Below are 14,195 nucleotides of genomic sequence, written 5' to 3'. Positions count from 1 at the left end.
AGCTTAAGAAACCAAGACATAAGACTCTTGCAAAAATGAGCGCAGCGACCTCAAGCAACGACCGCAATTCCTGCTGCTCTCGCCCATTACAAACAGCTTTGCAAGAGACTCACTCCACAAACGAAAAAGCCCCGTCGCAAGACAGGGCTTTTCCAGCGATCTCGCGATTAAGCTGCGACAACGCTCACGTAACGGCGGTTGAAAGCGCCTTTTACTTCAAACTTGATCACGCCTTCGATTTTCGCGAAGAGGGTGTGATCTTTACCCATGCCTACACCGTAACCGGCGTGGAATTGGGTGCCGCGCTGACGCACGATGATGTTGCCCGGAATGATTTTCTGGCCGCCATACATCTTCACGCCAAGGCGTTTGGCTTCTGAGTCGCGACCGTTACGGGTACTACCACCAGCTTTTTTGTGTGCCATGAGTCAATTCTCCTAGTGAGGAATTAGGCTGAAATTAAGCCTGAATACCGGTGATTTTGATCTCGGTGTACCACTGGCGGTGGCCCATACGCTTCATGTGGTGCTTACGACGACGGAACTTGATGATGCGGACTTTATCGTGACGACCTTGGGAGATCACTTCAGCCACAACGGTAGCGCCAGCAACAACTGGAGCGCCGATGTTCACGTCATCGCCATTGGCGACCAACAGAACGCGATCAAAAGTAACGGATTCGCCGGTAGCGATTTCCAGTTTTTCGATCTTCAGGTATTCACCTGGGGCGACCTTGTATTGCTTGCCACCAGTAACAATTACTGCGTACGACATGGTATTTCTCCGATAATCCTGCTCACCCAGCTCTTTATAAGAAGAGGTATTGGCTGGCATGGCTGCATGGGATGGACGTCCCGAATGCAATTGCGTAAGGCAGGTGCTGCCCAGGAAGTTCAGGGTGCGCGATTGTACGCAAGCTATAGAGGCCTTGCAAGTGGCCGTCCATCGCGCCTTGACACTGCGGGGTCAGGGTCCTAGCATGCCGCGCAACCCTTCTGGAGCGACTGTCGCTGATGCAACCCCAAGCTTTCTACCGCGCGGTCGCGGACGATTTTAGCGCCGTCGACGGCATCATCAAGCAGCAGCTGACGTCTAAAGTGCCGCTGGTCTCCAAAATTGGCGACTACATTACGTCGGCGGGCGGTAAACGCCTGCGTCCTTTATTAGTGTTGCTGTGCGGCAAGGCCCTGGGCCGCCAAGGCGATGACCTGCGCCTGCTGGCAGCAACTATCGAGTTCCTGCACACCGCCACCCTGCTGCATGACGACGTGGTCGACATGTCCGGCATGCGTCGGGGTCGCGAGACCGCCAATGCCATGTGGGGCAACGCTCCCAGCGTCCTGGTGGGCGATTTCCTTTACTCGCGCTCGTTCGAAATGATGGTCGAACTGGGTTCGATGCCCGTGATGAAAATTCTTTCACAAGCCACGCGCATCATCGCCGAAGGCGAAGTATTGCAGCTGTCGAAGGTCCGCGACGCCAGCACCACCGAAGAAACCTACATGGAAGTCATTCGCGGCAAAACCGCGATGCTCTTCGAAGCTTCGACCCATAGCGCAGCCGCCCTGTGTGGCGCGACCGCCGCACAGGCTGAAGCCCTGCGCACCTTTGGCGACCACCTGGGCGTGGCGTTCCAACTGGTGGATGACCTGCTCGACTACCGTGGCGACGCAGAAACCCTGGGCAAGAACGTCGGCGACGACCTGGCCGAAGGCAAACCGACCCTGCCGCTGATCTACACCATGCGTGAAGGCACGCCGGAACAGGCTGCGCTGGTACGCAAGGCGATCCAGAAAGGCGGGATCGAAGACCTGGAAGCCATCCGTGCAGCCGTTGAAGCCTCCGGCTCCCTGGATTACACCGCGCAACTGGCGCGTGACTTCGCGGCCCGCGCCATCGCGTGCCTGGAAGCCCTGCCGGCCAGCGAATACCGGGACGCCCTGGTCGAACTGAGTGAGTTCGCGGTCGCGCGTACACACTGAAATACCTGCATGTGGGAGCCCCCCCTCCCACATTCAAGCCTATTACCAATTCCCGCCCCTGGCCCAATTCCCTATATAATGTGCGACTTTTAGCCCTCCTGACTTTCAAGGAACTTTAGTGAGCACGTTGCCACCCTGCCCAAAATGCAATTCCGAATACACCTACGAAGACGGCGCCCAGCTGATCTGCCCGGAATGCGCCCATGAGTGGTCCGTCAACGGCGAAGCCGAAGCGGCCAGCGACGAAACCGTGAAGAAAGACTCTGTGGGCAACGTCCTGCAAGACGGCGACACCATCACCGTGATCAAGGACCTCAAGGTCAAAGGCACGTCCCTGGTGGTCAAGGTCGGCACCAAGGTCAAGAACATCCGCCTGTGCGACGGCGACCACGATATCGACTGCAAGATCGACGGCATCGGCCCGATGAAACTCAAGTCCGAATTCGTCCGCAAGGTCTGAATCTGCTGGTTCCATCCCGCGCCCGCCGCGGGGTGGCGTTTCGCCATCTCCTTTGACCGAACGCAACGGTCCATCCAGAAAACCCAGAAAACCGCCAATAGACACTTGCTATTCGACGAATAAGAATTATTCTCATTGAAACCCATCAAGGAGAATGAACCATGACTTATTTGATCGATGCCTGGCTGGACCGCCCACACCCCTACCTGCGGATTCTGCATCGGGAAACCGGTGAGGTTTGTGCAGTACTGGAAGAGGAAGCGCTGAACGAACTGCAGGATCAGGGTGACCTGGACGTCAATGGCTTGAGTTCAAGTGAACCCGGTGTGCTGAAAGAGGTGGTGAGAAACCTGTTTCTATTCTGCTATGCCCGAGCGTTGCGCCCGGCGACGGAGCTCAATGGCAAGTTCCATCCATGAACACACCCGCAAAACACTGTGGGAGCGAGCACGCTCGTTCCCACAGATAATCAGCAGGTCTTACAGAACGTCGAGCAGCTCGACGTCGAATACCAGAACGCTGTGCGGTGGAATGCTGCCAACGCCTTGAGCGCCGTAAGCCAGTTCGCTCGGCACGTACAGACGCCATTTGCTGCCGGCATTCATCAGTTGCAGGGCTTCGGTCCAGCCGGCGATCACGCCACCTACCGGGAATTCTGCAGGCTGACCGCGCTCGTAGGAACTGTCGAACACAGTGCCGTCGATCAGGGTGCCGTGGTAGTGGGTACGTACTTGATCTTCACGGGTTGGCTTGGCGCCGGTACCGGCAGTCAGCACTTCAAATTGCAGACCGGAAGCGAGGGTGGTGATGCCATCACGCTTGGCGTTTTCCGCCAGGAATGCCAGGCCGGCGCCAGCAGCGGCTTCAGCTTTGGCAGCGGCTTCGGCTTGCATGATCTCGCGGATGACTTTGAAGCTTGCAGCCATTTGCTCTTGGTCAACACGGCTTGGCTTACCACCGAAGGCGTCGGTCAGGCCGGCCAGGATCGCGTCCAGGCTCACGCCCGGTGGTGGGTTGTCGCGCAGTTGGTCGCCCAACTGACGGCCGATACCGTAGCTGACGCGGGTTTCGTCGGTGGACAGATTAACTTCGGACATGAAGAGGCTCCGCTGTAGGGCCACACAGGAAAACGCCGTTTCCCGCGCCGCCCAGAACTAAAAGGGCCAGCAGACTAGCACACATGCGTCGTCTGTGATGAGCCCTGCGCACGTACCTATCTACCGCCGTCGTTCCAAGCCGGCATCTCATGCTGAGGCTCCTTCCATCACATTGGAGACGGTGCCATGAGCACACCCTCTGCATCCCAACTTGAGCAACTGCATGCGCAGTTGCTTGAGATTGATCCGAGCCTGCGCAGCCAAGCCAGCAAGCCTGCCCCACCGCCCCAGGAGCTGACTGACCTGGAAAAATTGAACGCCACGCTCAAGCAAGCCAACCACACTTTCCTCGACCAGGCGCGTGCGCTCTATCAGGACCTGGCCCAAGTCGACCTCAGCCAAAGCGGCGGCAAGGCGTTGTTGACCCGCCTGCGGGCCAAACTGAACGAACAGTTGCAAGACCTTGATGACACCAGCTCCGTCACCGGTCAAGGCCGTCAGACCTTCATGCGCTACGCCGCCGGCAGCACGGCACTGGAACGGGAGGCCAGCCTCAATATCAAGGACCATCTGCTGAACCCGGTCGACCTGCGCATGCTTGAGGATTGCTCACGCGTGCCGTCGTTACGACCGGGTATCTATGCATTGACGTTCACCTATCAGGAGCAAAGTGTCGAATTCGCCGGCGCATTTGTATTGACGCGCCAGCCGAGCCCGGTGGTCGATAGCCTGACCAGCGATGCCGCGCTCGGCCCGGTACTGCTCTTTACGCCATCGGCGGGCCTGTATGGGTTCGATACCCTGCTCGAACTCGACCAGAGCCTGAAAGCGAACATAGCCGAGCGCGGAGAAATCCTCCGGCACTTGCCGGTGCGTTATCAACACTTGGGCGTCGCCGACATCTGGCCGCTGGAGCTGCGGCCGATCGACGACCTGCTGGTGTTCGAACACAGCTACCAGGCGCTGCTCGACAAACGTCGCCTGGACATCGACCTTGCGCTGAGCCTGGTCAATAACCCGCGCACTGACAGTGCGCAGTTGATCGAAGAGCTGGACGCCGCTATCAGTGCGGCCCTGCCCGACCTGTCCCAGCGCCTGGCAATGCGGCGCCAGCGCCTGCTGGAGTGGGCGTTGCATAAAAGCTTGCCCGACTGGTACCGCAGCGCCGATGACGCGAAGCAAGCCAACCTGGCGGACTGCATCGTTCAGTACAACCAGGCCCGGCAGACATTTCTTGAACTGTTCGGCCCCTGGATAACCCCTGGTGCCCTGGCCCATTACCAGTTGCTCGAACAATTGGCCGACCAGTTGGAGATCCATGACCTCGACCCGCAGCAACTGCTCGTCACCACCCGCCGCGAAGTGGCGGATGTGGGCGCCTACGTGCAACAGCGCAGCCTGGTGGATGTCGCCCTCGCGGGTTTGCACAGCGACGACCGTCTGCCCGGCTCAGCCTTTCTCAAGCACACCACCCTGAGCTACGCCGGCGCACCGTTGCAAGGTCGCCACGCGCACCTCACGCCACAAAGCCTGCTCGACCTGTTGCAACCGCTGGACCCGCGCCTGGAGTTTGCCGCTCAGCAGAAAAAAGCCGTGGCTACGCCCGAAATCCGCCAGGCGACCAAAGCCATGCTCGATCGACGCCTGGCACTGTTGGCCTATACCGCCAACCTGCAAGGCCACTTGAGCGCGGCCGACTATCAATTGTTTGAACAATTGCGCAGCACGCCCGGCTCGGCGCTGCGTGCGCAGACCGTGCTGCTGCATGGCGCGCAGCTCAAGGACCTGTGGCTGCTGCGCGAGAACGACGCCAACGGGCAACCCAAACGCTTACTGCTGTGCACTCCCGACTCACCAAGGGGGCAAATGTTTATCGGCTTCAACAGCCTGCGCGAATGCCAGACGCACATTCTCGCCTGGGCGGCGGACACGACCCGGCATAACGGAAAAACCATGGTCGACTACCTGCTGGAGCAAGTGCCACAGCGCTTTCGGCCGACCATGCGCATTGTCGCCAGCAAGCTGGGTTTTCGACCGGATGCCATGGAGCACGAGGAAGTCACCCTGGGTAAGCCCTGCACCCACAATGCCTGCCTGGACGCCATGGTTGAGCACCTGATGGCGCAATTGATCGACGACTATGAATACAGCAGCCCGCTCTGGCTGCGTTCCGCCTCTCAAACTGAGCGCATCCGCCTGACAAGCCTCGCCGAAGATGCCGAAGGCGCCTTACGCACCTACAACGCCCGGCCGGATGCGGAGGCCAACTTCCCGACCTTTGCCGCGTATGTGCATGAGCAGGCCACCCTCAGCCTCAACAAGCTGTTGGGCCGGATGCACAACAAGGTCGACCCGGACCTGGTTTTTGCCTACACCCCCAAACCGTTGTTGGGCCAAGGGCCGAAACCTGTGTCCTACACCGAACTGTATCGCGACGGGTACGCGGACAACGTGGGGTTTATCAACGAAGACTTTTCCAGCTCTGCGACGTTTCGTGGCCCGCCCGGTGTCGACCTGAGCGCGCTGACCCCACAGAAGGTCGCGGCCGCGGTAAGAGGCGTATGGATCGGCAAACGTTACACCGACCTGGTACACACGCAATTGCAGGCCGCCAACAGCCCAGGCTATACCGAAAGGCGCAATGCCACGCTGAAGATCACCCAGTTGCAAATGCAAAATGCCGCTCTGCAATCACGCCTCGAAGGGCACATCGCCAATGTCGACCTGACTTGGTTGACCCAGGCGATCAGCAGCCTGGGCCAGAGTGCAGTGACCCAGCGCACCACTTACAAAATACATCGCCTGTTTATCGACGGCAGTTGGGTCATGGGCGTTTACCTGTTCAGCCACGCGGATAACCCGGTGCTGCTGTACACCCCGAATGCCCCGGATGGCATCAGTTTTCGTGAAGCGAAACTGTTCAACTACCTGCTCAAGAACCTCGATGGTGCGGTGGAATATTTCTGTAGCCGCACCGCGCAGCAGTCCCAGGCACGTATCCGGGATGTACTCGAAACCGCCAAAAAGGGCCTGCCCGACGACATCAACCGCACCAGCCCCAGCCGCCCCCATTACGACAGCATCGAGCGCGTCACGCCCTTGACCGACCTGCGTCACGAGTTCTACAACATGGTATTGCAACGCCGGATCGACGACGTCCACGCCACTACGGTGAACCGTACGCAGATGATCATGGGCATTGTCTGGACCTGCGTCGAATGGGTCACTGCCATCGCGACCATTCCCTTTCCGATTCTCAGCCTGACCCTGGGCGGGTTGCTCGCATTCAAGGATGCGCTGCTCGCGCTCAACGCGTGGCACCAGGGTGACCGCGACGGTGCATTGCTGCATTACATCGGTTACCTGGCCAACCTGGGCGGTGCGCTGCTGTTTGACTTGAGACCTGCCTTTCGCGGGCCGTTCAACGCACTGCGTCCGACACTCAAAACCGGTAAACAGGCGGCTGACAGCGCACTGCTCAAACAACTCGAACCCACCAGCCCGCCAGACATGCAACCGCTGCTGTTCGATGGCCAACCCTACTGGATCAAGCCCTCCCCGGATGCCCTGGGCCGCCACCTGCTCTATCGCCAGGACCCGGCCTCCGGCCAGATGCGCTCGACCGCACGCTTGGTCAACCAGGATACCGAGGGTCGCTGGGTGCGTTCCGGCGTGACCGGTGGCGGGCGCAAGAAATATGAGCTGCTACCCGAAGAGGTCGACGACACGCTGGCGAAATACGAGATTTCGCCCAGCGAAGGTAAATATTTCCGAGCCGTACTCGATGAAGGCTTCAAAGCCCGGCTGGTCACCAATTGGGATCCCGACGTCATCGGCGCTACCCAGCGCTACGTCTACGACCAGTTGCAGCCGCTACGCAATGCCTACGTCGGCCAGATCGAGCAATTGACGAAGGATGCCGAGGCTTTCTTCCTGCGTCCCCGCGTACACCCCATCAAGCCGCAAGTCCCCCCAGTGGCCGCAGAAACCGCGCACGCCGAACTGCTCAAGCTTTTGTTCTCGCCGGGTAAACAGCTGCTCATCGGCGCCCATAATGCGTCCATCGCCAGCAAACAATTGTTGATCGAAAACATGCAGTCCCTGGCCGAGCAAGGGCTCAAGCGGCTGTACATCGAAAACCTGCCGGTTGACGGGTTTCGCAGCAAACTGAAGATCCTCAACCGCGAAGTCGAAGGCAATGTCGCGGTGGCACTTGAACGCATCACTGAGCATCTGGCCAGGGTCGATCACGCCTTGGGGTTCGCTACCGATGCGCCTTTCAGTTTCCGCAAGCTGGTGCTTGAAGCGCACAAACACAACGTGATCATCGATGGGCTGGATGCGTCGAGCTCCTACCACATGGAGCACGTACTGGCCCTGGGCGACGGCGAGCGGCTTATCCCACGCTCGAGCCGGCTGCGAAATTTCTATTCGCACCAGGCAATTGCGCGCAACGTGAAAAATCGCCCCGGGGAAGGCTGGATCGCCCTGGTCGAGCAGGACCGCATGGGAAGCCACGCGATGACCACCGGCCTGGCCGATCTGCAAAACACCTTGGCGCTGCGCGTTCAAGACGTGGCACCTGACCAGCCCGTGGGCGTCTGGGTCGACACCTTGCCTGCGGCGCAGTCCAGGGGGCATCTCACGTTGTCGCTGTCGACGAACCTGCACGTGCGCGCCCAACCGGCAGTGGCGCAGGCGCCTGCGGCCAGGGCCGGCACCACGCACTTCAACGAGTTCGACATGCCCCACGCCATGAAGAAGCAGGCCGGGCAATTGGCAGCGTCTCATCGTGGCCTGGATACACGCTACGCCTTGCATCAGGGCGACCCCCGCCAGGCCACGTTCGCTGAGTTCATGCGTATTCGCGAGCGCTTGATCGAACGCGCCGAAGCCTTTTTTGCCGGGTACACAGCGCCACGACGCAGTGCCCTGGCTTACCTGGCCAACCTCACGAACGAAGAGGACCTGATCAAGCGCCTCTTTCAACAAAAACTCGGGCTTGTCATCGGAGAGGCGCACTCGGCGCAGTCGAGTAAGGAGTTCCTGATCAAGCACATGAAGCTGCTGAAGAAACAGGGGGTAAAAACGCTGTATGTCGAACACCTGCTGACCGACCTGCACCAGCACGAACTGGATATCCTGCATGACACGCTGAAAATGCCCAGCGGCTTGCAGGCCTACCTGAATGCCCAAGACCAGGGCCATATGCTCATGTACACCGGGCCGAACACTTATACCAACGTGATCAAGGCCGCCAACAAATACGGGCTGCGCGTGCGCGCCCTGGATTGCACTGCCAGCTACCACACCAAAGGGGCCAGGGGCAGCAGCCCGCGCAACACGCTGTTCAATTATTTCGCCAACGAAGTGATCAAGGCCGACCAGGCGGCGTTCGGGCCCCATAAGTGGGTGGCGTTCATGGGCAGCGGGCACACCGATATGAACCTGTTGGTGCCCGGTATTGCCCAGTTGCAGGATGCCGTCAGCCTGCATGTGCGCGATGCTGCCGCCGGCACTGCACGCACCCTGCAACAGGGCGGCTGGGTCGTGGATGAGTCCAGCTCATTGGCCTTGCGCAGCGACTTCACACTGCAGGTCGGTGTCGCCGGCAGGCGCGCCATGCGTCCACCCGCGCCGCCAAGCCGCGAGCGGTTGCGCCTCAAGGGACACTTCATCATCGAGCGGCCATCGGCCTACGAGACGAACCTGGTGCACCATTCCAACAGTGGCGACATCGTGGTCACGCCGATTCAGATCGATGACATGGGCCAATTCTTCATCAACCGGTGGGAGGGGATTCGCGACAAGCGTTTTGTCTATCAAAGCCAGCTGATCGAAGCGCTCAAGTACGAGATCCATCTGACACCGGCACCGTGATGCCTCGGGGGCTCCTGCCCGCACGTCGGCCGGGGGCCCCCTTTCGATCTACCGGACAAAAGACATTTCAGATTCTGGCCGTGCTGCCGATATGGCCTACATACCTCAGCTGGCTCAAACAACAACACCGCCCAGCATTCAGATCACACTTTGCGGAGCTTTCAATGAACAGCTGGTTCGGTAACATCAGCGTCAACCTCAAACTGGGCCTGGGCTTCGGCCTGGTGCTTGTCCTCACCTCGATCCTGGCATTGACCGGCTGGACCAGCCTGGGCGGCCTGATCGACCGCAGCAACTGGATGAGCGACATTACCCAGCTCAACGCCTCGCTGACCAAACTGCGCATTGCGCGCCTGCAGTACATGCTCGCCAACGGCGACGAAACCGTGGCCCAGAACGTACAAGCCAACCTGGATACGTTCGCCGCCCAGCAACAGAAGCTGCTGGACAGTTTCAAGAGCCCGGAAAACCTCAAGCTGCTCAACGAGCAGAAAGGTGTCATCACTGCCTATCAACAATCCCTGAACAAAATGCGAGAGGCCTACCGTAACGGCAACGCCTCACGCCAGGTGATGGGCGACAAGGCCGATATCGCCAACGCCCAGATCAACGCGTTGGAAGCCACCGTGAAGCAAATGCCTGACAGTTCGGAGCACCTGGCGCAGTTCCAGGCCGTGGCCGAAGCCAAGATGCAGTTCCAACTGGCACGCTTTGAAGTGCGCGGCTACACCGGCGATACCAACCCGGACACCGAAGCCCGCGCCGCCGCACAGATTGAAAAAGCCATTACCGGCCTGAAAGACCTCAACAGCGTCTTCGGCGCCAGCCAGCAAAGCGCACTGAGCGCGCTGGAAACCGCGCTCGGCGCCTACCGCAGCGCCCTGCAGAACTACAAGGCCGCTAACGCGAATATCGTCGCTGCCCGCGCCGAAATGACCACCCAGGGTGCCGACATCGTCACGCTCAGTGACAAGCTGTATGACATCCAGCTCACTCGTCGCGATGCCGAAAGTACCCAGGCGCGCAGCCTGCAACTGATCAGCACCCTGCTGGCGTTGCTGGTTGGCATCATCGCTGCCTGGGTGATCACCCGCCAGATCACACGCCCACTGCAAGACACCCTGGCGGTGGTCGAGCGCATCGCCTCCGGCGATCTGAGCCACAACATTCAGATCACCCGCCGGGATGAACTGGGCGTGCTGCAACAAGGTATCCAGCGTATGGGCACCACCCTGCGTGAATTGATCAGCGGCATCCGTGACGGTGTGACGCAAATCGCCAGTGCCGCCGAAGAGTTGTCGGCCGTTACCGAACAGACCAGCGCGGGCGTCAACAGCCAAAAGGTCGAGACCGATCAGGTCGCCACCGCCATGCATGAAATGACCGCGACGGTGCAGGAAGTCGCGCGTAACGCAGAGCAAGCCTCCCAGGCGGCCTCCGACGCTGACGGCCAAGCTCGCGAGGGTGACAAGGTGGTCGCCGAAGCTATCGCCCAGATCGAGCGCCTGGCTGACGAAGTGGCGCGCTCCACCGACGCCATGTCGCACCTGCAACAAGAGAGCAACAAGATCGGCAGCGTGATGGACGTGATCAAGGCCGTGGCCGAGCAAACCAACCTGTTGGCCCTCAACGCGGCCATTGAAGCCGCCCGTGCCGGTGAAGCCGGGCGTGGCTTTGCCGTGGTCGCCGATGAGGTACGCGGCCTCGCCCAGCGCACGCAGAAATCCACCGAGGAAATCGAAGGCCTGGTCGCCGGTTTGCAGAACGGCACCCAGCAGGTGGCCAACGTGATGAACAATAGCCGCAGCCTCACCGACAGCAGTGTCGAACTGACCCGCAAGGCCGGCGCCTCCCTGGAAAACATCACCCGTACGGTGTCGAACATCCAGTCGATGAATCAGCAGATCGCGGCGGCCGCCGAACAGCAAAGTGCCGTGGCTGAGGAGATCAGCCGCAGCATCGTGAATGTGCGCGATGTGTCGGAGCAGACGGCGACCGCCAGCAACGAGACCGCCAAGTCGAGCGTGGAACTGGCGCGATTGGGGAGCCAGTTGCAGCAGATGGTCAGTCATTTCCGGGTGTAAATAGCGCTATCACTGTGGCGAGGGAGCTTGCTCCCGCTGGGCCGCGAAGCGGCCCTGATCAAGTTGATGCCGATTCGGACTTGAAAGCCCAGTGAATGCTTTGGGGGCTGCTACGCAGCCCAGCGGGAGCAAGCTCCCTCGCCACAGGCAAACTTAGACATACTCGGCCCTCCGTGAGTTGGGCCTTACCTCCAGCGCACTTACCGGAACACGTAAGCCTTGGGACGCAGGTCGAATGCGTCCTTTGAGATAGCAACCCCGGCTACTCACTGGGTTTGCAAAAAAAAACCGCCCTACTAAGGCGGTTTTTTATTGCCTGCGATAAAACGCATGACAACGCCCCCCGTGGAAGCAACCCCACTACAGAGACGAAAACCCACCGCCCAGCTCCCCGCTACGCGCCAGGAAACGCCCCGAGCGCTGACCATTGGCCTGCCCCTCGCTGTAGCTCAACACGCCATTGACCCACACCCGCTCAATCCCCTGCGCCGCCCGCTGCGGCTCCTTGAAATCCGCCACATCCCGTACGCGCAATGGGTCGAACAACACCAGGTCAGCCCAATACCCCTCACGAATCTCACCACGTTCGGTCAGGCCAAACCGCGCCGCCGACAGGCCGGTCATCTTGTGCACCGCCGTGTGCAGCGGGAACAGCCCTACGTCCCGACTGAAATGCCCCAGCACACGGGGAAACGCGCCCCACAAACGCGGATGAGGGAACGGGTCTTCAGGTAACCCATCGGACCCCACCATCGACAGCGGATGCGCGAGGATGCGTCGCACATCTGCCTCATCCATCCCGTAGTACACCGCGCCAGCCGGTTGCAGGCGACGGGCCGCGTCCATCAGCGAAAGCCCCCATTGGGCGGCAATGTCCTGCAGATCGCGCCCGCCCACTTCCGGGTGCGGCGTCGACCACGTGATGGTAATGCGAAACGCATCGGTGACTTGCTTCAAGTCCAGGGTCGATGAGCTGGCCGCATAGGGATAACAATCACACCCTACCGGATGGGTTTTCGCCGCCTGCTCCAGCGACGCCAGCAATTGCGGACTGCGCCCCCAGTTCCCCGCACCGGCGCATTTGAGGTGGGAAATGATCACCGGCGCCTTGGCGTGCCGACCAATCAGAAACGCCTCATCCATGGCCTCCAGCACCGGTTCGAATTCGCTGCGCAAATGGGTGGTGTACACCGCACCGAAGGCCGTCAGCTCTTCACTCAGTTGCAGCACCTCATCGGTCGTTGCATTGAACGCGCTGGCGTAGGCCAGGCCTGTGGATAAGCCCAGGGCACCCGCCTCAAGACTCTCCTGCAACTGCCCACGCATGGCAGCAATTTCATCCGGTGTGGCGGTACGCTGCAAATCGTCCATGTGGTTGCTGCGCAGCGCCGTATGGCCGATCAATGCAGCCACGTTGACGGCCGGCTGGGCGCCTTCGACTGCAGCGCGATAATCGGCAAAGCGCGGGTAAGTGAACGCCGCACGCGTGCCCAGCAGATTCATCGGGTCCGGCGGATCGCCGCGCAAACTCACCGGCGCGGCGCTGATGCCACAGTTGCCGACAATCACCGTCGTCACGCCCTGGCTGAGCTTGGGCAGCATCTGCGGATGGCGGATCACCACCGTGTCATCGTGGGTGTGCACATCGACAAACCCCGGCGCCAGCACCAGGCCGCGGGCATCGACTTCATGTGCGGCGGTAACCGTTGCCAGATCACCGATCGTCTCGATACGCCCAGCCAACACCCCCACATCGGCGAGATAGCCCGGCGTGTTGCTGCCATCAATGATCAGCGCCTGACGTATCAACGTGTCGTACTTCATCTCAATCTCCAAGGGGCAGGCTGTCGGGGCCGCCGCGATAATCGTCCAGGGCCAGCTTGATCCGGCGCAGCCGCTCCTGGTTGTCGTCCGGCTGGGCCAACGCCAGTTCGGTGGCAAGCAGATCTATGGCCAGCAGCATGCCGTAGCGCGCTGCGGTGGGCTTGTAGATAAAACTGGTTTCGGCCGGTTGCAGCGCCAGCACGACGTCCGCCAACTGCGCCAATGGCGAGTTGGCCAGGGTGATCGCGATGATGCGTGCCTCGTAGTTGCGCGCCAGTGCGACCACGTCGAGCAATTCAGGGGTCAACCCCGTGAGCGAGCAGACGATCAGCGCCTGTTCCGGCCCCAGTGTCGCCGCCGTGACGCGCATCATCACCGGGTCATGGCTGGCGGCAATCGAATAACCCAGGCGCACCAGACGCACCTGCAACTCATCGCTGCACAGGCTTGATGGGCCGCCCATACCGAAGGCATGGATCATCCGCGCCTTGCTCAACACACTGACCGCATCGGCAAAACTCGCCTGGCTGAACCCTGACAGGTGCTGACGCAGCGTGGCCTCGATATCGCCCAGGATCTGTCGATGAAAGGCCGATTGCTCCGGCAGACCCGCCGGGTCCAGGAAGCGGCTGCCGACGCCGCTGGCCTGCGCCAGTTGCAGGCGCAGGTCACGCAAGTCGCGGCACCCCACACTGCGTGCAAACCGCGATAACGTGGCTGTGCTGACCTCGGCCCGCAACGACAACGCCTCCAGGCTGGCCGACGCGGCAAAACCCACATCATCGAGCATCAGCTTGGCGATACGCCCTTCACCGGCACTGAATGAATCCTGGCGGGCGCGGATCTGGTAGAGGATGTCCATGGTGGC

Annotated in this window: 10 protein-coding genes and 1 pseudogene; 6 read left to right on the top strand and 5 right to left on the bottom strand. The window is 60.5% G+C overall.

Annotated features, from left to right (window positions below):
- Positions 1-167: 167 nt before the first annotated feature.
- Both rpmA and rplU read right to left on the bottom strand, forming a co-directional pair.
- A complete protein-coding gene (gene rpmA, locus JBE38_RS15530) occupies positions 168-425 on the bottom strand; it encodes a 50S ribosomal protein L27 (protein WP_003176049.1) in 258 nt (85 codons plus the stop codon).
- Positions 426-459: 34 nt separating this feature from the next.
- Positions 460-774: a 50S ribosomal protein L21 gene (rplU, locus tag JBE38_RS15525; RefSeq protein WP_003176051.1), complete on the bottom strand. Its 315-nt coding sequence runs from the start codon at positions 772-774 to the stop codon at positions 460-462.
- Between the two features lie 239 nt (positions 775-1,013).
- Here rplU and JBE38_RS15520 point away from each other — a divergent pair, with 239 nt between their 5' ends.
- The 3 genes from JBE38_RS15520 to JBE38_RS15510 all read left to right on the top strand — a co-directional run bounded on the left by JBE38_RS15520 (position 1,014) and on the right by JBE38_RS15510 (position 2,861).
- On the top strand, positions 1,014-1,982 hold the full coding sequence (locus tag JBE38_RS15520; protein WP_060754393.1) for a polyprenyl synthetase family protein: 969 nt from the start codon (positions 1,014-1,016) through the stop codon (positions 1,980-1,982).
- A gap of 118 nt (positions 1,983-2,100) precedes the next feature.
- Entirely contained in the window at positions 2,101-2,442 is a 342-nt protein-coding gene (locus JBE38_RS15515; protein ID WP_060754394.1) for a zinc ribbon domain-containing protein YjdM, read from the top strand.
- Positions 2,443-2,603: 161 nt separating this feature from the next.
- Positions 2,604-2,861, top strand: a complete 258-nt coding sequence (locus JBE38_RS15510; RefSeq protein ID WP_003194088.1) for a PA4570 family protein — start codon at positions 2,604-2,606, stop codon at positions 2,859-2,861.
- A 60-nt stretch (positions 2,862-2,921) separates the two neighbouring features.
- Here JBE38_RS15510 and JBE38_RS15505 read toward each other — a convergent pair whose 3' ends face one another.
- Entirely contained in the window at positions 2,922-3,539 is a 618-nt protein-coding gene (locus JBE38_RS15505; protein ID WP_060754395.1) for an FKBP-type peptidyl-prolyl cis-trans isomerase, read from the bottom strand.
- A 186-nt stretch (positions 3,540-3,725) separates the two neighbouring features.
- On the opposite strand from JBE38_RS15505, the gene JBE38_RS15500 reads away from it, so the two are divergent.
- The 3 genes and pseudogenes from JBE38_RS15500 to JBE38_RS28035 all read left to right on the top strand — a co-directional run bounded on the left by JBE38_RS15500 (position 3,726) and on the right by JBE38_RS28035 (position 11,503).
- Positions 3,726-9,419: a membrane-targeted effector domain-containing toxin gene (locus JBE38_RS15500; RefSeq protein ID WP_205344618.1), complete on the top strand. Its 5,694-nt coding sequence runs from the start codon at positions 3,726-3,728 to the stop codon at positions 9,417-9,419.
- A pseudogene (locus tag JBE38_RS28040) lies at positions 9,419-10,600 on the top strand (methyl-accepting chemotaxis protein); the annotation flags it as partial. The gene JBE38_RS15500 and the pseudogene JBE38_RS28040, both read left to right, overlap by 1 nt.
- Before the next feature lie 39 nt (positions 10,601-10,639).
- Positions 10,640-11,503 (top strand): methyl-accepting chemotaxis protein, encoded by an 864-nt coding sequence (locus tag JBE38_RS28035; RefSeq protein ID WP_372241717.1) that lies wholly within the window; start codon positions 10,640-10,642, stop codon positions 11,501-11,503.
- A 360-nt stretch (positions 11,504-11,863) separates the two neighbouring features.
- Here JBE38_RS28035 and JBE38_RS15490 read toward each other — a convergent pair whose 3' ends face one another.
- Both JBE38_RS15490 and JBE38_RS15485 read right to left on the bottom strand, forming a co-directional pair.
- Positions 11,864-13,327, bottom strand: a complete 1,464-nt coding sequence (locus tag JBE38_RS15490) for an N-acyl-D-amino-acid deacylase family protein (protein ID WP_205344616.1) — start codon at positions 13,325-13,327, stop codon at positions 11,864-11,866.
- A 1-nt stretch (position 13,328) separates the two neighbouring features.
- Entirely contained in the window at positions 13,329-14,189 is an 861-nt protein-coding gene (locus JBE38_RS15485; protein ID WP_060754399.1) for a MurR/RpiR family transcriptional regulator, read from the bottom strand.
- Positions 14,190-14,195 lie beyond the last annotated feature (6 nt).

It is taken from the genome of Pseudomonas sp. ICBG1301 (assembly GCF_016918385.1).
In the GTDB taxonomy this organism is placed as follows: domain Bacteria; phylum Pseudomonadota; class Gammaproteobacteria; order Pseudomonadales; family Pseudomonadaceae; genus Aquipseudomonas; species Aquipseudomonas palleroniana.
Note: the sequence above shows the minus strand (reverse complement) of the source record. Positions and strands in the feature narration are given on the sequence as shown.

Bases quoted from the DNA above. Each gene is read 5' to 3' on its own strand.
- rpmA (WP_003176049.1), bottom strand. From the start codon at position 425: ATGGCACACAAAAAAGCTGGTGGTAGTACCCGTAACGGTCGCGACTCA.
- rplU (WP_003176051.1), bottom strand. From the start codon at position 774: ATGTCGTACGCAGTAATTGTTACTGGTGGCAAGCAATACAAGGTCGCC.
- JBE38_RS15520 (WP_060754393.1), top strand. From the start codon at position 1,014: ATGCAACCCCAAGCTTTCTACCGCGCGGTCGCGGACGATTTTAGCGCC.
- JBE38_RS15510 (WP_003194088.1), top strand. From the start codon at position 2,604: ATGACTTATTTGATCGATGCCTGGCTGGACCGCCCACACCCCTACCTG.
- JBE38_RS15505 (WP_060754395.1), bottom strand. From the start codon at position 3,539: ATGTCCGAAGTTAATCTGTCCACCGACGAAACCCGCGTCAGCTACGGT.
- JBE38_RS15500 (WP_205344618.1), top strand. From the start codon at position 3,726: ATGAGCACACCCTCTGCATCCCAACTTGAGCAACTGCATGCGCAGTTG.
- JBE38_RS28035 (WP_372241717.1), top strand. From the start codon at position 10,640: ATGGGCACCACCCTGCGTGAATTGATCAGCGGCATCCGTGACGGTGTG.
- JBE38_RS15490 (WP_205344616.1), bottom strand. From the start codon at position 13,327: ATGAAGTACGACACGTTGATACGTCAGGCGCTGATCATTGATGGCAGC.
- JBE38_RS15485 (WP_060754399.1), bottom strand. From the start codon at position 14,189: ATGGACATCCTCTACCAGATCCGCGCCCGCCAGGATTCATTCAGTGCC.